A 25273-nucleotide genomic window follows, 5' to 3' on the forward strand; every position below is an offset into this window, starting at 1 on the left:
ATGTGTCAACTATCTCAACAACTCAGATATTGCGGATAAATGGTAGAAAGCCATCTCACTTTTGCTAGCCCAAATAGAGAAATACAATTTCTTCCAAACATTCTGATCTATATATAACGCCTATAGTTAAACTTTTAGTTTTATCCTACAAATTTTGAACTACAGATCCGCAGAGGACCAAAAGAATGTTAAAGCGTTTAACCGTGTCTATTCTAAGCCTCATAATTCTGTGCGGCGTACCCTTCGTATTATCTCAAGAAAACCCAAAACCTTTTGTTTTCACTGCCATTCCAGACCAGGACCCGGAGCGCTTACAAAAACGCTTTGGCAAAGTTGCACAGTATTTGTCCGACACGCTTAGGGTTGAAGTTAAGTACTTATCGGTGAAGTCCTACAGCGATACGGTTGAAGCCTTTAAAAATAACAAAGTTCAATTGGCCTGGTTTGGCGGATTTACTGGAGTACAGGCCCGTGTTGCGGAGCCTGGCGCCAAAGCCATTGCCCAGGGAGAAGGAGATCAAAATTTCACCTCCTATTTTATTGCGAATAAAAGTACTGGGCTCACTCCCTCAAAAGAGTTCCCCCGTGGTATTGAGGGTATGACCTTTGCTTTTGGTTCAGAGCACTCCACTTCTGGGCGGCTAATGCCGGAGTATTTTATTAGAAAAGCACTGGGCAAGCCCCCGGCCGAGGTGTTCAGCCGTGTAGGCTTTGCCGGCGACCACTCCAATACCCTCGATCTAGTGCAGTCTGGGAAATATCAGGTGGGCGCCCTGAATCACAAAGTGTGGGAGAACGAAAAGAAAGCCGGCAAAGTGGATGAGAGCAAGGTGCAAGTAATCTGGAAAACCCCAGGATATCCAGATTACAACTGGACAATTCGTGGGGATGTCGATGAAACCTGGGGCAACGGTTTCTTAGACAAGGTCCAGCAGGCGATTTTGAATATGCGGGACCCTAAACTACTTGCCGCATTTCCCCGCAAAGGGTTTATCAAAGCCGACAACTCAATGTACCAGCCAATCGTCGAGACCGCTCACGAAATTGGCTTGTTGAATAATGAGTAAGCGAGCTGTTGGCCCTGCCGACCTACCTGGTTCTTACTTAAGAACTCTCCGGGGAAGACAGATCCTGCAAACGCTCCCTGATAATAGTTGCCAATCTCAGTGCGCCGGGGCCGATATCATCCCGGTTAGGAAAGATCAGATACATAGGGACCTCTCTTTTACCTCCTCCTTCAAGGGGCAACAGTTTTAGACTTCCCTCAATAAGCTCATTAAGAATTTTATCTTCCGGTAACCAAGAAAAACCGTACCCCTGACAGGCGGCTCTGATCAAAGAAGACATGCTGCTTAGCGTCCATCGCTTAGCGACGTCAACCGTAAGCGTTTTATTTCCGCGCTGGGGGTTAGTATCCCGAACCACCAAATGCCGGTGATTACGGAGATCTTTCATTGTCAACGGGCGATCCAACTTATGTAGGGGATGGCTGGGGTGCGCCACGGGAACAAGCCGGGCAGGAACCGGTAGTAACTCACCGTTGTAGCCCTGGGGGATTCTAGGACTGATCGCAAAATCGACCCGCCCTTCATTTAAAGCCTCCAAAGCACCACTGATCACCATTTCATGGACTTCAATACGGGTCTGGGGGCTCTCTTCACCAAATAGCGCAAGGCAGTCCAGTAGCAACCATATTGGGAATAGCACCTCCACAGAAATCGCAATCTGGGACTCCCACCCAGCAGACGCCCGGCCAGCGGCCTGCTCTATTGCAGAGGCATCCTCCAGCAATTGCTTTGCATGCCGGTAAAGCATCTCACCAGCGGCAGTCAGAATCGCCTTGCGTCCACTAATCGTGAAAACCGCTACTGCCAGTAATGATTCCAACTTCTGCACTGAATAGCTTACCGACGACTGACTCTTGTGCAGAAGCTCGGCGGCCTTTGCATACCCTCCCCCTTCAACTACCGCTATCAAGCAACGCCACTGCTCAAGAGTGATCTTTGGGTTTGCTAATTGTGTCAATTGTTGGCTCATGATCGAATTTTTAGATAGAAATAAGCAAATAATTCTAATTTTTAATCAATTTAATGAATGTTTCAATAGCTTCATACAAAGTTAGTTACGAGGAAGCAGTCATGGCAAAGGTACTCAACATTAAGTCCAGCCTCTTTCAAGAGAACGGCCAGTCATCTCAACTTACGGACAATTTCATAGCGAGCTGGAAGGCTAATAACCCGGATGATGAAATCATCCATCGTGACTTGGTATCCGAGCCTGTACCTCATCTGAGCCTGGAGCACTTTCAAGCCCACAACACGCCAGCTGATAGCCGTTCAAACAAGCAAAGTGAAATTGCAGAACTTTCGGACAAGCTGATAGAGGAGATATCATCGGCAGATCTGCTGGTGCTAGGTATCCCGATGTATAACTTCAACGTCCCGTCTAATTTGCACACCTACTTCGACTTTATTGCACGTGCCGGGGTAACATTCCGATATACCGAAAACGGCCCTGAGGGCTTATTAAGGAACAAAAAAGCCGTCGTTTTAATTTCACGAGGTGGTGTTTATGGTGATGATCATCCCCAAAGTAATTATCTTCGACAGTTCCTTGGGTTTATTGGCATTACTGATGTGGAGTTTGTCTATGCTGAAGGCTTGGCAATGGGAGATGAAGCAAAGGAGAAGGCGTTGGCCACGGCAAAAGAGCGTATTGCTGAGCTAGTGTGAAACGTGACTTGGGGGGAGTAGATTCTCTCCCCTCAAATTCAGTGTGCCATAACACTGAGGCGGAAGTGAAGCTAATACCGGGACGCATCGATATTGACGGACCTCTAGCGATTGTTGATGACAACACCAAGCTCGGACACTGGGATGGCGACACAGTTTATGGTCAAGATGGCTATCTGGTGACCCTAGTTGAACGAGCCTCCACATTGTTGCTCACTCGCAGAATATCAAATAAGAGTAAGAAGACAGTGGGCCGTGCTATCAAACAGATGCTGAAGTCTTATCAGGCCGTGTGTAAAACCATAACTTACAACAACCGAAATGAATTCGTGGGGCATCAGTCGACCGTGCGGAAACTTATATTTTGCCAAACCGTATCACTCGTGGGAGCGTGGTATGAGCGAAATTACCAATGGACTGCTGAGGCGTTTTTTTTCGAAAGGGATAGAGATTAGCAAGTTACCGAACAGGCAAATTGACGGTGCAGTGTATCGTATTAATGCCCGACCTAGAGTGATGTTAAATTATTGGAGCCCGCTGGAATTTCTAGTGGATAAGCGTCTGCCACTTATGTTGGCAATCTAGCTAGCGCTCTGGGTGCTCATTGAGAATTCCTGATCGTTAAAAAACAGGAGAGTAGAGATAAGTTGGTGGGTATTAGGTGGGCTTGCTTAATCGCTTACGAAACCTCCCGGTTAAAAGTGTTTTTTGAGGATGTTCCGTTATTTAGAGGTGTGAATCTTTTTAGGTAATCCTTCTTCGACTCTGCGAAATCAACAAATCTCTACGGCTTTTCGCACCACAAATGACACCGCAAAACATGATAAGTAAAATATCGGGTCGGGCGTACTGCTTGCGTCGACTAACCCTAGGATCTTCCATATCGCCAAAGTAGTGTAAAAGGCTTGGGACAGCCCTCGGTAAAGCGCCATTAAGGCTCATACCCCATAGAATTAGAGTATGAGCGGAAATTCTATAAGTTAGTACGGGTACGGCTTCTGCTGGTCAAAATCATTCCCTCGGCTAGGTGACCGACAAGCAGTGAAATGTACCTTATTGTATTCTAAGTTATTTTCAGTGATAACCTTGAAAACATCAGCCAATTTAATGCTGGCACCCTCTTTCACTAAAATCAGATCGTGGTTATGAAGTCCACTTTCCCAAGCGGTTTTGATACTATCCAGATGTGGAAGGCTTTTTTCGTTATACGAAAGATTATAGTTGCGCACCTCTGCACCGCAGCCAGCAATAGAGATCACTTTTCCAGATCCCATTCTCAGAAATGTTTTAGCTTCGCTAAATTCGACTAAACCATTCTCGTTATCCGTGTCGGCAGGCTTACCCGTTTTAGTCAAACTTTTAACTGCATGATCAGTAGAAGCAGAGCCATGAAAGGAGTAAAAGTACATTGCTACTTTTCCTGGCAGCGCCACAACTTTGGAGCCTTTATCAAATGAACCATGCGCATAAAGAATGGCCTCTCCCCCAGTCGAGTTATCTTTCCTATGTATTATTACGTTTCCGAATTCACGAGTATCCATAACAATCTCTATCAATTAAAAGGTTAGTTAAAATTCCCTACCCGGGTCTAGCTGTATTCAATATTTACAGATTAATAAATTCAGATCAACGGTAAAATCCGTAAGGGCATCACCCCGCCCGCTATTAATAGCCGCAAACCTGCTTTCTGAACAACAACATAATCATGCACACCTGACACAACAAACACATTAGGATAAACATCTCATAATATGGGTTAGAGCATTAAATTTATCAATTAAGGAATTTTCCGTGCACATTTCAAAACCGAAAAAAAGGAGCGATACTAAAGTCATACTGTAGATTTCTCTCTACAAAATATACCTATTAAAACTCAAAAAATAAGTATGGATATTATGGTTATTCATTGAAATAGTGGCCATACCGCCATCAAGAATTGCTAAAGTCTCCACCAACATACGAAACTTCACCACTTGGAATTGATTTCTTTCCTGTATTCACAGAATGTAAAAAATTAAATGTGAACAGGCTTACGCTCAAATTAACTAAGAACTATAAGTTGCCTCATAAATTGATTGAGCCTTGCCTTCCCCAGCTACAATGTAGAAAAGTAGGTCTGAAACCTATTGATAACTGAGTATGTTTTGAGGCTATTTTATGGATTTTGCTATCAGGTTACGATAGAAAGACCATCCTTCACCTTACCCTCCACTGAGCACTTGCTGGAAAGACCTTAGTTTTGGAAGGGCTAAAGCGCATGCTTGTTTCGAGGTATGGAGGATGTTTCTCAGGTAGTTTGATCAGAGGTCTCTACTTAACTAGTAGTGGTGTAACGAACAAACTATTTAAATATAATTTGGCTGCTCTTGGTATACAGACAGTGCCCGCCCCCGTAACAATAGCCCTCACAGACGAGGAACGTAAAGAGTTTCAACGTCTCTGTCGCAGTGGTAAGACTCCAGCGAGAATCAAAGAGCGCCTGTCAATTGTATTGGCTTGGCGATGAAGATATATCGAACAGAGAAATTGCTGAACGCTTGCCCTTTAGAGCCCATAAAATTGCTAGATGGCGAAACAGGTTCGCAGAATCTGGCTTTAAAGGTAATGAGAAAGATCTACCACGGGGTTCAAACCATGGCGGCCAAACTCCGTACAAACCATATGATGGTGGCACGTGTGTGGCAGGAATATGGATTTAAACCGCACCTGATACGTCAATTTAAGATCAGCAATGTCCCAAACTTCGAAGAAAAGTTTAAAGACATGATGGGACTGTACTTAAACCCACCCGAAAATGCGGTGGTTTTTTTCGGTGGCTGAAAAGAGTTCGATTCAGGCCTTGGATCGAACCCAGCCAGAGCTGCCTTTGAAACAAGGACGAGCTGGCTTCCTGACTCATGTATATAAACGCCATGGCACAAGTACTTTGTTTGCAGCGTTAAATGTATTCATGGGAGAGGTCATTGGGGAGTGCAAGAAACGCCATCGTCATCTGGAATTTCTGTCATTCGTGAAGATAGTAGAGGCTCGAACGGAGAAAGATAAAGCTCTACATGTGATTGTAGATAGTTACACCACACACAAATATGAAAAAGTCCGTAATTGGTTGAAGAAAAATCCGTGGTAATGTTCAGACTTCTATGTCATTTCTTTACTATAAGCAAAAAAGAGATGCCCCATTACCAAGCCTACTTTCGATATGAACGCTGCCGTTAAGGCGCTGCGTGAGGGCAAGGATCTCCGTGGCAAAGGTGGCATCCTGACCCCACTGATAAAACAACTCACTGAAGCGGCCATGCAGGCGGAATTGGAGGAGCAACTCGCCAGCAGGGACAAACCCAACAGCAAGAATGGTACCACCTCAAAAACCATGAAAAGTCCCGCCGGCAGCTTCGAACTGCAGACGCCACGGGAGGCTTCGCCAGTACTGAAGCTTCTGTACGCCGGTATACTAAAAGCCTCCGGGCGCCGGACGCACCCAATTCAAAACTGGAATCTGACGCTGTCACAGCTAACGATCCACTTCCCCGATCGTTTGGAGAAATACATCAGCCTCTGAGGCTATGGCTGACACAGAGTTTTGAATACCCTCCATTTGTCGCTGAAATGTGGTAGCAAATCTATTATTTAGCTGTTCACCGCATCATCCATATACTTCACAGCCTCTCCTATAGAAATAGTGAACACACCCGCTTTACCGTTATCATATTCTCGCTTCCACGAATCATAGCCCTCCTCAAAATCAGGTATCTCAGACTCCCCCATCAGCTCATTTAAACTCGTCCCTAGTGCCTCAATTGAAAACGGCATATGAGTAATTTCCTCAATGACCTCTCCACTATTAGGGTTATAAATTTTAATACCTGAAATCTGAGCATGTACCACCATTGAATCGTCCTTAGACTCTTCAATTTTTAATATGATAACCCGCGAATTCTCCTCGCCCTCTCGATTATCATATTTCCACACTTGACCTTCTTTAACTTTTAAATCCATCCCGACTCTTCACTTTAAATTATCTGCTAATAACATTTATGCAATATCGGTGGCCCCATAGAAGTAATAATCTATGAACGTCAATATCAGGCTTCTATACTGCACTATCTAGCTTGGAAGTGAGGCTCAATCATGTATGGATAGCTACTCACCTTGCCTGGGATTAGCATTTTGACTCCAAACACTATTCGGCTTCTTGATTTAAATCATTGCTAATGCTTCATTACTTCAGCGAATAATTTAAAACGATGACATGTTGGCGGAGCTGGAACTAAAGAGGTTCACTTTGTATCTTGAGACTGGCAGTAGCAACCTATTCAGGGATCTTGTGACTTATGGGGGGCCAGAAAGTAAAAAGCCAGGCCCATTAACCTGGCCTGGCTTTATTTAATTTATAGTTAAAGCTCTGTTAAAGCGCTTCGGCCGCTTCTGCTCTCTCATTTTTTTCTGACGAAATGTCTTGTTTAGCCAGCTCCACTTCCTGCTTATGCACTCTCCTGCCAAACAACCGCTGCACCACAACAAAGAACAGTGGGATAAAGAAAATTCCCAGTAGAGTTCCAACAATCATGCCGCCGAACACACCGGTACCGATTGCCCGTTGGGCACCTGAGCCAGCTCCGGTTGCTATGGCTAAGGGCAACACCCCCAAACCAAAAGCGAGAGATGTCATTAAAATCGGGCGTAACCTGTCCCGTACAGCTCGCATCGTGGCATCTACCAGTTCCATACCGTCTTCCAGATTCTGTTTCGCAAACTCCACAATCAGGATGGCATTTTTACTGGTTAGCCCCACTGTTGTCAGCATCGCGACTTGGAAGTAAATGTCGCGCTCCATGCCCCTTATGCTATTGGCCAGTACTGCACCCAGGATTCCCAAAGGAGCCATCAATAGTACTGCTGTCGGTACTGTCCAGCTCTCATAAAGAGCAGCCAAACACAAGAACACGATCAAAAGGGACAAGGTATACAGCAATGGGGTTTGTGCTCCAGCAGAGCGCTCTTGATATGAGAGACCACTCCACTCCATACCAATACCTGCGGGTAGTTGCGCCACTAGGCGCTCAACCTCTTCCATTGCCTCACCAGAGCTGACTCCGGGTGCAGCCTGCCCATTAACCTGCATTGATGGAACGCCGTTATAGCGCTCCAAGCGGGGGGAACCGTACTCCCAGCCAAAACTGGCAAAGGATGATAGCGGTACCATATCGCCCTTATCGTTACGCACTGACCACAATTGGAAGTCTTCCGGGACCATCCTAAAGGGAGCATCAGCCTGCATATACACCCGTTTTACCCGCCCGCGATCGATAAAGTCATCAATATATGAACCGCCCCATGCTGTACTCAAAGCGCTGTTAATATCGTCGATAGACAAGCCAAGCGCAGCTGCTTTTGCATTATCAATTTTTACACGGAATTGCGGGGTATCTTCTTGGCCATTGGGGCGAACATTAGCCAAAAGTTCACTCTGCCCGGCCATTCCCAGAAACTGGTTCCTGGCTGCTGTTAAAGCCTCATGACCCAAACTGCCATTATCCTGAAGATAAAAGTTGAAACCACCAGAAGAACCCAACTCGGGGAGCGGCGGAGGTGCGAAAGCGAAAGCCATCGCATCTTTAATTTGCATCAAGGCACCCATCGCGCGCATGGCGACAGACCCAGCGCTCTGAGACTCTTCTTCACGCTGGGACCAATCTTCCAAATTTACAAAAGCAATACCGGTATTTTGCCCGCTACCGGCAAAGCTGAACCCCTGTACCGAGAATACTGATTTCACGATACCCTGCTCATTGTTCAGGAACTGGTCCTCTACTTTTCGGATAGAGTTCATAGTGCGCTCCTGGGTTGCCCCCACCGGCGCCTGCACCATGGAGAACAGCACACCCTGATCCTCATCCGGCAGGAACGAGCTGGGCAATCGCAGGAATAGGAAGGCCATGACTGCGGAAAGCGCAACAAACAACAGCATGAAACGACCGCTGCGCTTCAAAATACCTTGTACTCCACCTTGATAGCGCTGGCTACCTCGATCAAAGTTGCGATTGAACCAGCCAAAAAAGCCCTTCTCCCCATGCCCCTCCCCTTTGGATATTGGCTTCAGCAAGGTCGCACAAAGCGCTGGTGTCAGGATAATCGCCACCAACACTGACAACGCCATAGCGGCAACAATCGTGGCGGAGAACTGACGGTAGATCACGCCGGTGGCGCCATCCATAAATGCCATGGGCACAAACACTGCCGACAAAACTACGCCAATGCCAATCAGTGCCGCAGTAATCTGGTGCATCGACTTCTTAGTGGCTTCTTTAGGGGAGAGCCCTTCCTCCCGCATCACCCGCTCGACATTCTCCACAACCACAATGGCGTCATCCACAAGCAGCCCAATTGCAAGCACCATGGCAAACATCGTGAGCATATTGACTGAGAATCCCAGCGAAGCGAGTACGGCAAAAGTACCCATTAGCACCACTGGTACCGCAATCGTCGGAATCAACGTGGCACGGAAGTTCTGAAGAAACAGATACATCACCAGAAATACCAGGACGATCGCTTCAATCAAGGTAGAGATAACACCCTTAATAGATGCCTCAACAAACGGTGTCGTATCGAATGGTACTACCGAAGTCAGGCCTCGGGGAAAGTAAGCCTCCAGCTCCTTCAACTTGGCTTTCACCCCATCAGCAGTTTCCAGGGCATTGGCCCCAGTCGCCAAGTTAATAGCGATGCCGGTTGCAGGCTGGCGATTGTAACGGGAAATAAACTCATAATTCTCCGCCCCTAGCTCGACTCGAGCAATATCTCCCAGGCGCAAGAGCGAGCCATCGTCATTGGCTCTGACGATAATATCCCGGAACTCCTCAGGGGTTTGCAAACGTTCCTGGGAAGTAATTGCCGCATTTAGCTGTTGCCCTGGAATAGAGGGAGCAGCACCAAGGCTTCCGACCGTAACTTGTGCATTTTGGGCCCGCACTGCATCGGTAACATCACCAGGGGTAAGTTCATAGGTGGTGAGCTTATTGGGATCGAGCCAAATCCGCATCGCGTACTTGGAACCAAATACCTGCACATTGCCCACGCCTGGCACCCGGCTGATCGGGTCAACAATGGCCGAATTGATATAGTCAGCAATATCATTGCGGTTCATGCTGCCGTCTTCAGACACAAAGCCGGCGACCATTAGGAAGCCACCTCGAGACTTACTAACATTTACTCCTTGTACCTGGACCTCCTGTGGCAGCAGCGGCATCGCCAGTTGCACTTTGTTTTGCACCTGGACCTGGGCTGTATCCGGGTCAGTTCCATTCTCGAAAGTTAAAGAGATTGAAACACCACCGTTGGATTGACTGGTGGCGGACATATAAAGGAGACCATCGAGGCCCTTCATGTTGCGTTCGAGGATTTGAGTAACCGAATCCTCAACCACCTTGGCGGAAGCGCCTGGATAATTTGCCTCTATATTGATCGACGGTGGCGCGATATTTGGATAGCGCTCAACTGCCAGCTCGCCGATAGACAACACACCTGCCAGTATCGTGATAATTGCCAGCACCCAGGCAAAGATGGGCCGATTGATAAAAAAACTTGCCATAACCCCTACCCTTAAGACCCCTGCTGTGCAGGCGCTTCGCCAGCCTGTTGATCGCCTTCAGCCGCCGGCAGCTGCTCATTTTCGCGCTCGCTGGCCTGTACCGGTGCTCCCGGGCGAATTTTCTGCAGCCCGGCGACTACGACCCGGTCCCCGGCCTTGAGCCCATCTTCCACTAGCCAGCGATTGCCAATCGTACGACTAACCCGCACAGATCGCTGGGCAACCACATTTTCCTCATTCACTACCATGGCTGAGGTGTTGCCCTTAGGGTCCCGCGCAATTCCCTGCTGAGGTACCAGAATTGCGTCTTCACGGACACCACTACCGACAATTGCGCGCACATACATGCCCGGCAAAAGCATGGTGTCCGGGTTTGGGACAACTACTCGCAACAATACGCTGCCCGTTGAGGGGTCGACACTGGCTTCGGCAAACTCCAGCTTGCCCTGGTGTTCAAATTCGCTGCCATCTTCTAATAGGATTGTCACAGGTAGATGAGTGGCGTCGGCCAGTGTTCCCGCTTGAAGCGCTCGACGGAGGCTAACAAGCTCAGCTGCCGACTGGGTAACCTCAACATAGATCGGATCTAGTTGCTGCACAGTAGCCAAAGTTCCGGCCTGATTGGCCGTTACCAGAGCGCCTTGAGTAACTGTAGATTTGCCAATTCGGCCTGTAATCGGAGAAGTGACCCGCGCATATTCCAACTGGATTTCCGCCCTGTGCAGCTCCGCCTGAGCTGCGGCTACATCGGCTCGGGCCTCCTGAAGATCGGCTTCCGCAGCATCATTTTCCTGCGTGCTAACAGCACCATTCCCCACCAGGTTCGCAGTGCGCTCGGCTTTGAGGCGAGCAATGTTCATAGCCGCCTTTGCGCCTTGCAAACTTGCTCTGGCACTATCGACGTCAGCACGATAAAGAGCGTCATCTAGCTGGTAAAGCGGCTGATTTGCACTAACTTGGCCACCTTCACGGAACAATTGGCGTTTTATGATGCCATTAACCTGCGGGCGAACCTCGGCCACTTTAAAGGGGGAAGTCCGCCCCGGCAGCTCCCTGGTAAGGGTGACGGATTCCGGCTGAAGTGTGACTACGGTCACTTGGGGGGCCATTCCCGGTGGAGCCGAAGCTTCCTCGTTACATCCCGCCAACAATGCGGAAGCGACCAAAAGGCTGGTGAGAGCGCGGGCTTTTAACATGGTTACCTCTAAAAGTGACTGCGCGGACAAAATACTGGCAGTTAGCGGAATTTTTAAGTGACAAGGAAATCTGAGTAAAGTAGCGTGGCATTTTATGAGTACGTAGGAAACAGGATCAACTGTTCATAATCGTGCAATTTTCATCTAACATGCACTTTCACCTAGTATATTCAAGGGTTTGCACATAAAACCCCTTTGCGCACCTGCGGTTAAACGCTGCAAAAATGAGCCAGAGTGAAACTAATAATTGATTAAAGAAGCCGCTGTTCCTTATGACCAAACGCAGAGATGAGCAAATTTTGACCACCCGTGAGCGTATATTAAACGCTGCGCTCAATGTGTTTCATGAATATGGAGTGTGTCGCCCTTCCCTTTCCGAAGTCGCAAAGCTGGCTGGAGTTAGTTGCGGTGCTGTTGCCGACCACTTTCACAGCAAAACCGGTTTGCTGCTCGCTCTGACAGAACGCATGGTACTACCCGGCGAACAACTTTGTAATAACGCCGGCGAGCAACTCAACGCCAATCCCCTCGGTACACTGCGAACCCGCTGGGTGTGGCTGTTTCAGGAAATTGCTTGTAACCCAGAGTGGCAGCAGGTACTTGAGATTATCTTCCATCCCTGTGAAGAAAAGGTTACCGAGAACAATGAAGCCCACTTGCGTATGAAGCAAGGGCGCACCCGCGGGCTTGAGCGAATGGCACAACTGATTGCCCTCGCAGTATCCGAGCGCCAACTGCCCGAAGATCTTGATACAGACCTCGCGATGCAGATGTTACACGGTGGCCTGTTCGGTGTGATTGAAACTTGGCTCTTATCCTCAAGAATTGAAGATATCGGCGAACTCGGTGAACGCTATATCGACTCTCTGATCGATATGATCCGCTTCTCCCCCACCATGCGCTTAAGTTCACGGTTGGTCCACACCCTGCACTAACGCACCTTATCCTTATCTACTTCGGTGGGGCATACTGCTTTGCAGTTTTCACCTCACCATAAGTACCTTTTCTCTTTTATGCTCATTGGAAGTCCCAAACTGGTTATTTTGGCCCTGAAATCATCGATTACCGCAATGTCAAACTTCTTTTTTCAGGCAAAACATTTAACTATTACTCATTAATCCAATTTTGTTGAATCAGAAGGCAAGTACTCTACCGGGAAACAGGCATGCTCTCCTTCCCCAATAGCCATAAAAAAGACCATGGCACTGTCTTTATCCAACTTCAGCAGACTCTCAAACTCTTCATCGTAAAAAGCGCCCGCTATAAATACGTCTTGCTTAAGAGAGTGTGCATAGAGAAATATATTCTCAGATAGATGGCCGGCTTCAAGGTAAGCCATCCGATAGATACGGGAATGACGATACTTGGACCAGAACCGATTAAATTTGCAGACAAAGCAAATATTAACTGCGGCACCCTCGGCATAGGGCTGACCGACCAGCAAGCGGCGGATCTTATCATGGCTAACAGGACCTCCGACTTTGGTCAATCCATGATCAATTGGATTGTAAAGGTAAATACCAGGATCAATCCCCTGTACCGAATGCACTATCAGGTAAATATCTGTAGCTTGTAAGGCGCCGCCAGCAGGGCTGCTGCGAAAATATCCAAAATAATTTATTTTGTCTGAGTGGGCCTTATAAAACTTTTCAACAAACGGAGAAGTACGAAATTTTACACAATGAAAAAGTATTTTTTCCAAAAGCTCACGTTTTAAAGTGGTACCCGGTACAAATTTTCGTGAAGAAAACCGGGTCCCAAACACAGACTCCAACTGATTGGTGGTAGGAAAGCTATTCAGTGGAATATCCACTTCTGGATAATTGTACTTGCCTTTAGCCTTTTCCGGCACCTGTTTACAGTAGTCAACATACTGTCCTACCCAAGATACCCTGGGATCTTCACTAGCCCCTTCTTTGCCCTCAGTCGAGGGCGGTAACGAAAGCTTGGTGCCATAATGGTAAAACCAGGATAGTACATCCCAACCCCATTGTTTCCGAGCTAAATCACCACTGATGAAGGCTCCATTACTTTGAAGGAAATCTGCTGCCTTAGTTTCTCCTGTCTGCACATCGGAATAAAATTTATCCAGAATATTTATGAGGGTTTCTTTATCCAAAGCCCACTGATCGTGATGAACAACATCCCACAAGATGACTTCATTTTCACTGAAATAGAGAAAGAAATTATCTAATAAAGCAGCGCCTTTCATCATCGCTTAACCATCATATTTACTAGAACTGGTAAAAAAACTAGAAAGGCAGAATCGATAAATTCTTGATTTGTCTGTATTAGCCCTGAGTGAGACGTCCCTTATTTTCAAGGGCCATCTCACTTTTTGTGAAAAACTACCTTCTATTAACAGGTAGTGTAGACTGTGACACAAACTCCCAGAGCATAGGGTGTTGCGTCTTCTATATATACCCTTTTCATGATAAATCCCTCCATTCAAACTACTTTAAATTACTCCTTCAACTGAGTACTAGTATAAAATGCACACATTTCCTAGATCGAATTGATATATGAGAGCTAATAAAATACTCAATTGCGCCTAAACTGAGTACGCTGATATGAAATTAAAAATTTACAGAAAGGTGCGGACACGTCCCTGTGTCCGCGTGACTGGGTAGCAATGAGGTTAGAAACTATATGTCAGCCCCATATAAGCTCGTCGGCCTGAATATGAGGAGCCCCAGACCCTGTTTTCCTCACCCCAATATCTATCCACCTTCTCTTCGGTAAGGTTGATTATTGAGGCGGTCAACGTCAGGTTATCCATCAAGCGATAAGATGCATTAACATCCAACTGATCGTATTCATCAGTGAAAGTGTTCATGCCATTGTGGAATCCGTCTGCATAGTCACTGCGATAATTGTAAGAAGCGCGAATGCTAAAGTCGATATTTTCATAGTAAAGGGATAGGTTGTACTGGTCCTTTGAAGTGCCGGCAATTTCTGTTTTGGTTTTGATACCTTCAGAGTCAATCTCAGCTAGCTCCGTATCTGTGAAGGTATAGTTTGCATAGACTCCAAAGCCATTATCAAAGGCATACTGAACAAACAGTTCTACACCTTGTGCGGTAGCATCAGTGCCATTGACCGGCATAGACATAGACACTGCCCGGGTAACACCATCGATATCCCTTGTCACCATAGAACTGCCGTTGATTACAAACGAAGCAATATCTTTTCTGAACAAGGTCAGTCCTGCAGCAGAGGCATCATCGAAATACCACTCCAGCCCCAAATCAAACTGATCAGCTTTATAAGGCTCCAATTCAGAGTTGCCTGCATACCCTTGACTGACTGTTGAGCCGGGCAAAGGAGCGTGGATCACTTCAGAACCACCGAGATTATCGTATTCCACTCTCGCTACGACTCTAGCGAGAGCTGCGCGCATAACCAGTTCATCGGAGATATCCCAAGCGATATTAGCACTAGGTAAAATATCAGTATTGCTGCTGTCACGAATATTGGGTTCGTCCTGTAACACCCCATCAATATTGTCGTAGGTGCTCGCATACTGCTTGGTCTGGACTGCTCGAATACCAAAGTTTCCGCGCAGGACTGCCGAGGCAAAATTCTGCTGTACATAAGCAGCCGTAATTTCCTCACCAACCCGGTAAACCTGATTTTTCTCGACGATTACCGTAGGGTCACCATAGGTTGCGTATAGAAACTCTTTTAACTTATCAAACTCCAGATAAGCGAAATTTGGCACATTCACACCGCCGATAATATTATCGAGAGGGCCGTTTGAAAGGATATCGATTGTGTCGGGCACACCATCGGGGTCAGTGTGGAATGAATCACTTGGCCACCAGGGGTAACAAGCTCCATCAACATCACCCCAGTTAATCGTTGGACAGGGAGGATTATCATCATCCCAGGATTGTTTGGTGATGCGGCGGTTTATCTCATGGTCCCGGTACTTAACCCCAACATCCAGGGAGGTAAGCCAGGCATAATCCATATCGATGGAAACGTCCAGCTGGTAGTAACTCTCCTCGTCCTCGCTGCTGGTCCAATGGGATGAGAACCAGTCATATAAAGGATAAGTGTTGGGATCTCCCAGATCTGCACTGGTATCAATTTCAGCAGTACCACTGCTGAGATCCCAGCTCCAATCGGTTGCAGTGCCATAACGGGAATTGACTGATGCAAACAATTTCTCAGAGGGGCCGCCCTCTGCACTGGTATTACCGACTACCAACCGAGCACTATATCCATCTCCCTCGTAACTGATATTGAAATCCAGCGTGTCCGAAACATATTCCGCTCGAGTGTAGTCACCAGCTACCTGTGGAGACTGTAACTCTGCCTGGCCCCGATCGAGCATACCAATGCCAAGAAGAGTATCACCATCTTCATCAAACTTGAGACTGCCCGGCGCTATTGCATCCCCGTAGTTCCACTCAGGAAATACGATACGATAATTCTCTGAGTTGCCGCCTAGCTCAAAGCGGAAATAATTGACACCGAATTCCAGCTGTTCTACCGGACGCCATTGGGCACTTAGCTGCATTCCATCCCGGGTCCGTTCCTCTTCCAAGACACTACCGACAACGGCTCGCGGCGCATAGAAATCCCGGTATTCATTACCATCGATATCCACCATCGGCCCCCTGGCCTCTACGCCAGCCTGGGGAGACTCATCTCCCTGCCAACCCCAGTTTTCTACCGAGGTGCTAATTACCCGGTTCTGACGATCCTGCTTTGAGTATCCAAACAATACACCAAAGGTTTCCTGATCATTTTTCCATGAGTAAAAACCGGTGTACTGAGGTTCGTACTCCCCAGTAACATCAGCATAAGTACTCTCAATGGATAGCATACCCTCCCCGGAATCCAGGTCCAGTGGCTTGCGGGTGTGTAAAATTACAGTACCACCTATCCCGCCTTCATCCAGTTTTGCTTCTGGACTTTTATACACATCCGCTCGGGAGATCATCGCTGAGGGTAGCAACGCGTAGGAAAATGATCGGGATGGATCATCGCCGGGAGTGGCTATATAGTTTCCATTTAGCTGGGTAAAAGTGAGCTCAGGTGCAGTTCCTCGGATACTTACCTCGGCACCCTCGCCGCCGCTTCGAACGATGGATACTCCCGGAACCCTCTGCAAAGAGTCTGCAACATTCTTATCGGGGAATTTACCCATATCTTCAGCGGTGATTGAGTCTACCACCGCATTGGAAAAACGCTTTACATCGAGATTTTTCTCCATGCTCCGGCGAATACCCAATACCTCTACTTCCTCTAGCACCAGACTCTCTGTATCAGATTCACTGGTGCTCTGGGCATTTGCCATACCTACAACACTGCACAACACTAGAACACTTACAGACGTCCTCAATAGATCTAGCTGGCGATTTGTATTTAAGGGTATCTCTCTCATTGCTCAAATTTCTCTTTTATTATTTTTTTCTAGCTTTCCGTTCACCCTAAAAGCCCGACATATCATTTGCCGGGCCACCGGAATATGCCCTACTCTTATCGATCCAATTCTGTCTCGATATTTTTATATGTGCGTATAGCGCTAAAGCAAAAAGCGTTTTTAGCTATCCAAGCCAAGTCGCTTGAGAACTTCAGGGGGTGCTCCAGGGAAACTCGCCATTGGTCGGTTACCCACATAACCAATATCCGCCATACCTTCCTCGGTGGTATAGAAAGCGGTGGACACGAGAACTCGAACTTTGGCAAAGAAACGAGCACCAGCCTGGAACTCAGGCTTCGCCGTGCGAGTCCACTTGATATCCTCACAGATGGCTACTTTTTGAGGTTCATTCAGATCGACAAAGGAACCTCCAAACCTACGCTTGGACTCACCCTCCAGCCAAACAACCCCTCCCCGAATCGTGACAAGATCTGCTTTATTATTGGAATATGGGGCGCTGACATATTCGTTGATGTAGTGATGGGCCCCTACTGAAGAGGCACTCGGAGAAGTTTCATCTGCGGGAATAATGACGTCGCAAAGTGCTGCCAATACCGCTAACTCACCCATTTCAAGCTGCATCTCCCAAGGCACAACGGGATTAAGGAGATCCGGATCTGTCGGCGTGCCCCTGGCAAGAGTCTGCTTCGGGGCGTCCAGGTTCTTTACTGCCGGTTCAGCCGCTGGCACCTCCTCTTTCACTACAACTTTTTGCGCTACTTTCTCAGAACAGCCAATGACTGGAACTGCAGCAGCGGTGGTAGCAATCAAACGCAGGGCGTTGCGCCGACCCAGGTTGGTTTTTTCCTCGCTCATATCAGATATTCCTCTTCTTGAACTGGTCCACGATGTAGTCGCAGGTGCGCCAGGCCAGCGCCATAATGGTCAGGGTTGGATTCTTATCGGCATTGGAGACAAAGGGTGCGCCGTCAGTAAGGAAGAGATTCGGTACTTCCCAGGACTGGCAGTATGGATTGAGCACGGAATCTTTCGGATTTGAGCCCATGCGCGCCGTGCCGACTTCGTGAATAATCGCACCGCCGTTGATAATTGCCTTGGCACCGTCGGTTTGCACGGTAGAGGTGACCTTACCGCCCATACCTTCAATGATTTCAGCAAAGGTTTTGTGCATATGGGCAGCCTGGTTCAATTCCTGGGCACTCCACTTCCAATGGAACTTCAGTACAGGGATGCCCCACTGATCTACCTGGTCCTTATCAATTTCACAGTAGCTGTCCTCGTTGGGAATCATTTCCCCGCGACCGTCAAACCACACAAAGGAGCCGTAGTAACGCCGGCAGGCTTCTTTCAAATCTTTGCCATAAGCACCACTGGTAAAATCACCCATACCGCCGAAAGCACCTGCGCCCGGCATACTGCGACCACCGCCGAATTCAATGTGGTAACCACGGGCAAAATCCAGGTCACCACGTAATTGTTCCTTGTACAACCACCAGGGCATATACATGTGCATCGCCGATGCGCCGTCCTCATTATGGGCAGGCATACTTTCCAAAGCGGGAATCTGCCCGCCGATACCAGCTCCCACTGTATCCATCAGGTATTTCCCTACGGCACCGCTGCCATTGGCGATACCATCGGGGAATAAAGTGCTTTTGGAATTAAGGAGAATGCGCGAAGTTTCAGCGGCACTGGCTGCAACAACCACAGCTCGGGCACTGGCAAATTTTTCCTGACGGGTATCTTTATCAATATAGATAACCCCGTTAGCCTTACCTTTTTTGTCAACGGTAACTTCACGCACCATGGCATCAGTAATGATATCCAGGTTGCCCGTCGCTAATGCCGGTGGCAGTAGTACAGTCGTGGACTGGAAATTCGCCTTAATTGAGCAACCGCGCCCACAGGGCGTAGCCCAAAAACAGGCTGCGCGAGATTTCATTGATTCCCGGGTGACGTCCTGAGCCAATTTATTGTTTGGGAATAATTTCTGCGGAATATTTTCGTGATCCAGACGCTCACTGAGAATAGCCAGGTGAGAGGGAATTACAGGGATCCCCAGCCTATCGCACGCTTTTTTGGCCAGAAGTTCATAGGCACGGGGCTTCGGGGGTGGCAGCAGCACTCCTTCGGAAGAGTCAGGAGTGTTTTCTAACCCCTCGTTAGTGCCATAGACACCAATGAGCATCTCGGTTTTATCGTAGTAGGGAGCGAGATCGTTGTAACTGATCGGCCAATCAAAACCGAGTCCATCCCTTGAGTAGGGTTTAAAATCATACTCACCCATTCGCAGGGAAATCCGTCCCCAATGGTTCGTACGGCCACCCAGCATACGAGCACGCCACCAGTCAAAACGGCGGCCTCTTTCTCTGGAGCCCTGAGTGTAGGGTTCGCCGGGTACCTTCCAACCCCCGTCAACTGTTGCATCATAGAAACCGAACGGCTTTTCCGGTGTGCTCCCCCCACGCAAAGGCGCATCTTTTGGGAGGTTAAACATTGGGGTTTCCTTGACCGGGTCATAGGATCTCCCCGCCTCCAGCAATAGAACCTTTAGCCCTGCAGTGGCTAGTACATAGGCAGCCATACCGCCGCCAGCACCAGATCCAACAATTAGTGCGTCATACTCTTTCTTCTCGAAGTCATCATTCGGCATCGCCTCTCTCCTACTTCATCAATTATTTTTGTTTTACTCGTTTAATTTTAATTAACTTATAAGATAAATCTGTAACCGGTTACATATTTTGACAAAAATTTTTACTTATCCGTTATATCTAATGTCTAACTTATGTTTTTTTAACCAAAAAGATTAATTTTTATGAATATTTTTAACGAGCCTAGAAATCCCTAAATATTTTGATCAAAAAATGAGAGTAACCGGTTACATTTTTACCAAATAATTATTACTTACTTACCATATAGCTCACCCTGTCGCGACAAGCGCAGCAAAAGCTCTTTCGTTGCTTTGATCCCCCAGTCTTCATCGCCGGCGCCTTCATACTCAATGCCGATATACCCCTTATAACCCGCCTTTTGAATTATCCGCAGCATCCGGGCAAAATCCGTATTGGTCTCATTTCCCCGCTTATCAAATGAAAAACTCTTTGCGCTGATTCCGCGGGCAAAGGGCATCAACTGCTCTACTCCCAAGTAGCGGTCGTAGTCACCAAAGTTTCCAAAGTCTGGCAAGCTTCCACAGTTCGGCATATCCACTGACTGTAATAACTGGGATAACCAAAGTCCGTTTGAGGAATAGCCACCGTGGTTCTCCACCACGATATTGATGCCGAAGTCCAAGGCAAACTCTGAGAGAGCTCGCAGCCCATCTCTACAAGCAGAACTAACCTCCCTGCTACTACCCTGTCCGCCAGCATTCACTCTGATAGAGTGGCAACCCAAATATTTGGCCGCTTCAACCCACTGGAAATGATTTTCTACCGCTTGTTGTCTTTCGCCAGCATTTGGGTTGCCAAGATCACCTTCTGCATCAACCATAATCAAAAGGCTTTTAACCCCGTGATCTATTGCACGTGCTCTCAACGCTGAAAGAAAATTCTGATCCCTGGCCTTATCGGCAAAAAACTGATTGACATACTCTACCGCGTCAATTGCAAATGCCTTTCTTGCCTTAATAGGGAAATCCAATACCTTGAGAGTGCCACTTCGCAATTGCCGATGCAGGGACCATTGGGCCAGGGAAATTTTCACAGGGCCACCCGGGGTATTGGCAATGATTTGCCCACTATTGCCAAACAAGGGTGCGGTAAAAGCAGCTGCAGCCAAGCCGGCACCAACCTGTAGCAAATTTCTACGCTTCATTCCCGCTCCCCAGCTTGGAGTAGATTGCCAGACAAGTTACCTGGGGAATCTTCTCTAGTGCCATCCTTATCGCTTTGATGCAATGAGCGGCGGAAACCACTAATCGCTCCTCCAAGGTCTTCTCCCAGACGGCGGATCTTGCCACTACCAAATAGTAGAACCGCTAACACAAGAACAATAAGTACCTGCCAAATACCCACGCCTGAAATACCCATGATTTACAGCTCCCGAATTCTGATATTGCGGTACCACACTTTGTCGCCGTGGTCTTGTAAAGCAATAAAGCCGCTCTCACTACGGGCAAAATCGGGGTAAGAGGAAAACTTACTGCTGGCAAGACGTGTATCCCAATCTTCAGACCAAAGTTCATAGCTGACAATCATGCTTCCATTCAGCCAATGTTCAACCCGACCATTCTCCACTCGAATACGCGTTTTATTGAATTCTCCTGCCGGCTTTACCTCATCTTCGCTGGGTGCATACAAATCGAAGACTGATCCCGCGCTGTGGCTCAGTTTTTCCAGTTCGGGAAAAGCACTGTTATCAAGTACCTGGTATTCCATACCTGACATCCAGACTGGTGCATTGCCACCAGCTACCCGATAAATAATGCCGCTGTTTCCGCCTTCAGATATCTTCCATTCCAGTTCCAGCTCAAAATCAGAAAACTTCTCTGCAGTGACGATATCCCCTGCTCCACCCGCAGTGAGCACCAGGTTGCCATCAACGACCTGCCAGGCTTCTCCTACATGGGAGCCGTTTGCGCCGGTCCAACCCTGTAACGTTTTGCCGTCAAATAGATACCGCCACTCAGTACTGGCTTGTGTATCAGCCTTTTCCGGCATCCGTTCACAGCCCCCCAATGTGACTAGCAGTGCTGCAGATGCCAGTAAAGACGTGCAAAATTTTGTCTCAGTGAATTTTTTCATCATTGTTATCTCCACATGAATTGGTGTTTATCTAATCAGTTTGCCGCGATGGTTTTACATCCGCACTTTATTAATCCTGATAGCGAGCCGTACTTCCCCTTGCCACTAAATCAAAGGGCAAAATAGTTCGGCTCGCTTTTAACGGTTTTCCATCAATAATGCGGCGCAAGGTTTCCATCGCATATCTGCCCAGCTTCTCTGCGGGCTGGTCAATTGTTGTCAGGGGCGGGTCCGTAAATTGCGAAAACTCAATATTATCGAAGCCCGCCACCGACACATCCGCAGGCACATGCAAACCCATTTCCTTCGCTTGATGAACAGCACCAATAGCCATTTCATCATTCATACAAAAAATGGCGGTAGGCGCACTGGCTAAAGAGAGCAGTTTTTTTGCACCCTCCGCACCAGACGGCATAGTGAATTCTCCGTTTACAACCAGGTCAGAATTCAATTCAAGACCGTGCCGTTGCATCTCCTCCTCAAAACCGGCCAGGCGATCACGCACAATCGGACTGTTAAGCGGGCCGGTCACTATGCCGATCCGGCGGTGACCCAGCTTGATCAAATGGCGAGCCATGGCTTGCGCCGCGCCGGAATTATCCAGTTCAACAACCGGATAGCGGTCGTCTTCAGCAATGCGCTCACACGCATTTACCATTGGAATCGACGCGGCTAAAGCTGCATCTTTCTCTGCAAATGGATAGCGGCTATCCAGTTGAATAAGGCCATCTGCCTGATTCGTCAGTGCCATTCCCGCATAGAACTGCTCATGAGCTGGTTCGCCCTTGGTATCTCCCAGTAAAACGGAGTAACCCTGGTCTTGAGCTGCCTTTTCTATCCCTCGGATAACTTTGGAAAAAAAAGGATTGGCAATATTTGGGACCAGAACCATCACTGCAAATGACTTACCGGAACTAAAGTTTCTCGCCAACATATTGGGCCGATAACCGGCCTCTTCCACCGCCTTCAGCACCCGCTCCCTGGTCCGCGGAGAAACCATTTGCGGGTCTTTCAGGGCTCTGGACACGGTCGCGACGGAAACACCGGAGCGACGTGCAACTTCGCGAATGTTTGACATACTTTTCCGTTACTTTGTTGTTAGTAGTCGACTATTTTCGCACAAATGGAAAACGCCTACTGGTTGCCTACTGCAGTAACACCTTGCACTTTGCTCGCTGCCTGCCTGCGATCCCAAAACCAGATAAACGCAAAAATCGGCAGTAAGATAAGGGGAACCACGGCCAGTGACTGGAATGATTCGATAGAGGCAGTTGCCAACACAGCATCCAGTTCATCGCCCGTTAACTTTTCAAAGGCTTCCAAACCACCGGCAGCCTCAATCTTGGCGTTGTCGAAAATTTCTCCAAGTTTCGGCAGTACGAACTGAATAGACATTCCCCCAGCAAATCCCAGCAGCCCCAAAAACAGTGCGCCGCCGCGTACAAAACGCTCGGATACCGTAGCGAGCATGGTGGGCCACATATAGCAAACGCCGATAGCCCAAACAGTCGCCGCCAGGAATGCAGTAACCGGAGTTCTTGCCATTCCCAGACTATAAAGTCCTATTGCCGCAAGTAGACTGCTTAACCAAAGTAGTCCTGCAGGCGACAGTAACCTCGCAAGATGGCCGGCGAAATGGCGCATTACAAACATCACCATACTCACGTATACCAATAATAAGATCCCTTTCATTCCCACGACTCTTGAGAGTGTCAGGTCCACCCATTGCATGGGAGCGAGTTCCGATGCAGCTGTCAGCCACATGCAAACCCAAAGAAGAATAAACATCGGCTGCCTGAAAACTTCTTTAAACATCTCGCCATAACTGATGCCAGAGGAAACCCGTTCAGTTACCGGGAATTCTGTTCTGGACACAAGCCACGCCATGACCACAGCCGGTAGGGCCAAAACAATCAGGTTCAACTGCCAGGGAAGTTCAAGCGCAGAAATGGCTAACCCAAGTAATCCGCCCACCACAATCCCGGCAGGCCACCAGGCATGTAGTACATTTAGCCGCTGAGTTTTATTTTCAGGGTCAACCGCGGCTACCATTGGGTTACTGGCGGCCTCCACGGCCCCCCAGCCCAAACCGGTAAGTAACAGCCCCGCAAGAACCAGATTCTCAACGCCCTCCCCGGGGGTTACCAAGGATGCTGCAATAATAAGCAGGCTGCCCAACACGTAGCCTATTGATGAGAGCATTAACATCCGTTTGATACCGACCAAGTCTACCAATGCGCTGCCAAATAGCAGGGTTAGGGCAAACCCTGTAAAGGTAAATCCAAGCGCTTCTCCAACCATTGCGGTGGAGTTGGCAAGATTAATATGATCATAAATATCCGACTGTAAGTTGCCGGCGATCGAAGCCCTCACAGCAAACCCAAGGCCAATCATAAAGATTGACAGATTTCCTACCAGGAAGACATTCCTGTGCAAAGCCTTAGTCTGTGTACTCATCTATCCAGTCTCCGCATGATTTATTGTTATTCGTTGTCCACTGGGATTGGCAAAAATTAGTCCAGCCCTAAAATCCTACGATTTCGGGCGCGATCTGTTTCAGCACCGGCAAAATCATCAAAAGCTTTGTCAGCCACGGTTATCAGGTGCTCTCGAATAAATGGTGCACCCTCGCTGGCCCCCTGCTGTTGATCCTTAATGCAACACTCCCATTCCAATACCGCCCAGCGATCGTAACCGTACTGAGTCAGTCGGCTAAAAATCCCACGAAAATCTACCTGACCATCCCCCAGGGAGCGAAAGCGACCGGGCCGGTCAATCCAGGGGGCATAACCGCCGTATACTCCAGCCCTTCCACTCGGATGAAACTCCGCATCTTTCACATGGAAAGCCTTGATTCGCTCGTGATAGATATCGATAAAGGCCAAGTAATCCATTTGCTGTAAAAGCAAATGGCTCGGGTCATACAAGATGTTGGCTCTAGGGTGATCTTCCACCTCGTAAAGAAACCGCTCGAAGGTCAAGCCATCATGCAGGTCTTCACCAGGGTGCAGCTCATAGCAGACATCGACCCCCGCGCTGTCAAACGCATCCAATATCGGACGCCACAAACGGGCCAGTTCGCGAAAACCTTCTTCAACCAACATCGCTGGGCGCTGGGGCCATGGATAAAAAGTGTGCCAGAGTAAAGCGCCGGAGAAAGTTGCATGGGATTTGAGCTTCAGGTTGGCGCTGGCCCGGGCTGCAAGAACTAATTGATTGCTCGCCCACTCTGCACGGGCTTGCAAGTTTCCGCGTACTGCCTCTGGAGAAAAAATATCCAGCATTTCCTTATAGGCTGGGTGAGCTGCGACCAACTGTCCCTGCAGATGCGTAGACAACTCAGAAATCTGTACCCCAGCCTCCTCACAGATTCCCAGTACATCGTCACAGTAAGCTTGGCTTTTACTGGCCAGCTCAAGATCGAAAATTCGCTTGTCCCAAGTGGGAACCTGGATGCCTTTGTACCCCAGGTCTGATGCCCAACGAGCCATAGCTTCAAGCGAAGCTGGCTGTTCGCTCGATGGGAGAAATTGGGCGAGAAAAATTCCGGGCCCCTGAATTCTGGGTGCCTTCATTTATTGTTATCCTTTTTACTGCTGTACTTATTAATTCTGCAA

General features: G+C 48.1%; 22 protein-coding genes and 2 pseudogenes. 8 read left to right on the forward strand and 16 right to left on the reverse strand.

Annotated features, from left to right (window positions below; translation table 11 throughout):
- The first annotated feature begins 185 nt into the window (after positions 1-185).
- Positions 186-1067 (forward strand): putative selenate ABC transporter substrate-binding protein, encoded by an 882-nt coding sequence (locus ACJJI3_RS05550; protein ID WP_444941785.1) that lies wholly within the window; start codon positions 186-188, stop codon positions 1065-1067.
- 37 nt (positions 1068-1104) lie between these two features.
- Here the strand turns inward: ACJJI3_RS05550 and ACJJI3_RS05555 are convergent, their stop codons facing one another.
- Positions 1105-2037 carry a LysR family transcriptional regulator gene (locus tag ACJJI3_RS05555; RefSeq protein WP_444941786.1) on the reverse strand — a complete coding sequence of 311 codons (933 nt, stop codon included), beginning with the start codon at positions 2035-2037 and terminating at the stop codon, positions 1105-1107.
- A gap of 101 nt (positions 2038-2138) precedes the next feature.
- Here ACJJI3_RS05555 and ACJJI3_RS05560 point away from each other — a divergent pair, with 101 nt between their 5' ends.
- Positions 2139-2732 carry an FMN-dependent NADH-azoreductase gene (locus ACJJI3_RS05560; protein WP_413665747.1) on the forward strand — a complete coding sequence of 198 codons (594 nt, stop codon included), beginning with the start codon at positions 2139-2141 and terminating at the stop codon, positions 2730-2732.
- Positions 2733-3128: 396 nt separating this feature from the next.
- Positions 3129-3317 (forward strand): hypothetical protein, encoded by a 189-nt coding sequence (locus ACJJI3_RS05565; protein ID WP_444941787.1) that lies wholly within the window; start codon positions 3129-3131, stop codon positions 3315-3317.
- 159 nt (positions 3318-3476) lie between these two features.
- On the opposite strand, the gene ACJJI3_RS05570 is transcribed toward ACJJI3_RS05565, so the two are convergent.
- Positions 3477-3674 carry a transposase family protein gene (locus tag ACJJI3_RS05570; protein WP_444941788.1) on the reverse strand — a complete coding sequence of 66 codons (198 nt, stop codon included), beginning with the start codon at positions 3672-3674 and terminating at the stop codon, positions 3477-3479.
- 38 nt (positions 3675-3712) lie between these two features.
- Positions 3713-4273: a putative adhesin gene (locus ACJJI3_RS05575; protein WP_444941789.1), complete on the reverse strand. Its 561-nt coding sequence runs from the start codon at positions 4271-4273 to the stop codon at positions 3713-3715.
- A 961-nt stretch (positions 4274-5234) separates the two neighbouring features.
- Here ACJJI3_RS05575 and ACJJI3_RS05580 point away from each other — a divergent pair.
- The 4 genes and pseudogenes from ACJJI3_RS05580 to ACJJI3_RS05595 form a co-directional block, all read left to right on the forward strand.
- On the forward strand, positions 5235-5552 hold the full coding sequence (locus ACJJI3_RS05580; RefSeq protein ID WP_444941790.1) for a hypothetical protein: 318 nt from the start codon (positions 5235-5237) through the stop codon (positions 5550-5552).
- Positions 5545-5859 carry a hypothetical protein gene (locus ACJJI3_RS05585; protein WP_444941791.1) on the forward strand — a complete coding sequence of 105 codons (315 nt, stop codon included), beginning with the start codon at positions 5545-5547 and terminating at the stop codon, positions 5857-5859. Before ACJJI3_RS05580 ends, ACJJI3_RS05585 begins: the two co-directional genes overlap by 8 nt.
- Positions 5860-5910: 51 nt before the next feature.
- Positions 5911-6147 (forward strand): annotated as a pseudogene (locus ACJJI3_RS05590) (IS256 family transposase); the annotation flags it as partial.
- A gap of 9 nt (positions 6148-6156) precedes the next feature.
- Positions 6157-6291, forward strand: a pseudogene (locus ACJJI3_RS05595) (IS256 family transposase); the annotation flags it as partial.
- 68 nt (positions 6292-6359) lie between these two features.
- Here ACJJI3_RS05595 and ACJJI3_RS05600 read toward each other — a convergent pair.
- The 3 genes from ACJJI3_RS05600 to ACJJI3_RS05610 form a co-directional block, all read right to left on the reverse strand.
- A complete protein-coding gene (locus tag ACJJI3_RS05600) occupies positions 6360-6728 on the reverse strand; it encodes a hypothetical protein (RefSeq protein WP_444941792.1) in 369 nt (122 codons plus the stop codon).
- Between the two features lie 409 nt (positions 6729-7137).
- Entirely contained in the window at positions 7138-10320 is a 3183-nt protein-coding gene (locus ACJJI3_RS05605; RefSeq protein WP_444941793.1) for an efflux RND transporter permease subunit, read from the reverse strand.
- Positions 10321-10331: 11 nt separating this feature from the next.
- Positions 10332-11516 (reverse strand): efflux RND transporter periplasmic adaptor subunit, encoded by a 1185-nt coding sequence (locus ACJJI3_RS05610; protein WP_444941794.1) that lies wholly within the window; start codon positions 11514-11516, stop codon positions 10332-10334.
- A 272-nt stretch (positions 11517-11788) separates the two neighbouring features.
- On the opposite strand from ACJJI3_RS05610, the gene ACJJI3_RS05615 reads away from it, so the two are divergent.
- Positions 11789-12451, forward strand: a complete 663-nt coding sequence (locus tag ACJJI3_RS05615) for a TetR family transcriptional regulator (RefSeq protein ID WP_444927753.1) — start codon at positions 11789-11791, stop codon at positions 12449-12451.
- Positions 12452-12630: 179 nt separating this feature from the next.
- Here ACJJI3_RS05615 and ACJJI3_RS05620 read toward each other — a convergent pair whose 3' ends face one another.
- The 10 genes from ACJJI3_RS05620 to ACJJI3_RS05665 form a co-directional block, all read right to left on the reverse strand.
- Positions 12631-13731 carry a SagB/ThcOx family dehydrogenase gene (locus ACJJI3_RS05620; protein ID WP_444941795.1) on the reverse strand — a complete coding sequence of 367 codons (1101 nt, stop codon included), beginning with the start codon at positions 13729-13731 and terminating at the stop codon, positions 12631-12633.
- Positions 13732-14154: 423 nt separating this feature from the next.
- Positions 14155-16911 carry a TonB-dependent receptor gene (locus tag ACJJI3_RS05625; protein ID WP_444941796.1) on the reverse strand — a complete coding sequence of 919 codons (2757 nt, stop codon included), beginning with the start codon at positions 16909-16911 and terminating at the stop codon, positions 14155-14157.
- A 159-nt stretch (positions 16912-17070) separates the two neighbouring features.
- A complete protein-coding gene (locus ACJJI3_RS05630; protein ID WP_444927751.1) occupies positions 17071-17766 on the reverse strand; it encodes a gluconate 2-dehydrogenase subunit 3 family protein in 696 nt (231 codons plus the stop codon).
- A gap of 1 nt (position 17767) precedes the next feature.
- Positions 17768-19564: a GMC oxidoreductase gene (locus ACJJI3_RS05635; protein WP_444941797.1), complete on the reverse strand. Its 1797-nt coding sequence runs from the start codon at positions 19562-19564 to the stop codon at positions 17768-17770.
- Positions 19565-19815: 251 nt separating this feature from the next.
- Positions 19816-20727, reverse strand: a complete 912-nt coding sequence (locus ACJJI3_RS05640) for a sugar phosphate isomerase/epimerase family protein (protein WP_444941798.1) — start codon at positions 20725-20727, stop codon at positions 19816-19818.
- Complete coding sequence (locus ACJJI3_RS05645; protein WP_108733294.1) at positions 20724-20942, reverse strand: twin-arginine translocase TatA/TatE family subunit; 219 nt, start codon at positions 20940-20942, stop codon at positions 20724-20726. Before ACJJI3_RS05645 ends, ACJJI3_RS05640 begins: the two co-directional genes overlap by 4 nt.
- Before the next feature lie 3 nt (positions 20943-20945).
- Positions 20946-21659, reverse strand: a complete 714-nt coding sequence (locus ACJJI3_RS05650; RefSeq protein WP_444941799.1) for a 3-keto-disaccharide hydrolase — start codon at positions 21657-21659, stop codon at positions 20946-20948.
- Positions 21660-21726: 67 nt separating this feature from the next.
- Complete coding sequence (locus ACJJI3_RS05655; RefSeq protein WP_444941800.1) at positions 21727-22734, reverse strand: LacI family DNA-binding transcriptional regulator; 1008 nt, start codon at positions 22732-22734, stop codon at positions 21727-21729.
- A gap of 56 nt (positions 22735-22790) precedes the next feature.
- Positions 22791-24113 carry an MFS transporter gene (locus ACJJI3_RS05660; RefSeq protein WP_444941801.1) on the reverse strand — a complete coding sequence of 441 codons (1323 nt, stop codon included), beginning with the start codon at positions 24111-24113 and terminating at the stop codon, positions 22791-22793.
- A gap of 56 nt (positions 24114-24169) precedes the next feature.
- Positions 24170-25231 (reverse strand): sugar phosphate isomerase/epimerase family protein, encoded by a 1062-nt coding sequence (locus tag ACJJI3_RS05665; protein ID WP_444941802.1) that lies wholly within the window; start codon positions 25229-25231, stop codon positions 24170-24172.
- Positions 25232-25273: the final 42 nt, after the last annotated feature.

The organism is Microbulbifer maximicatervae (SeqCode) (genome assembly GCF_052466985.1).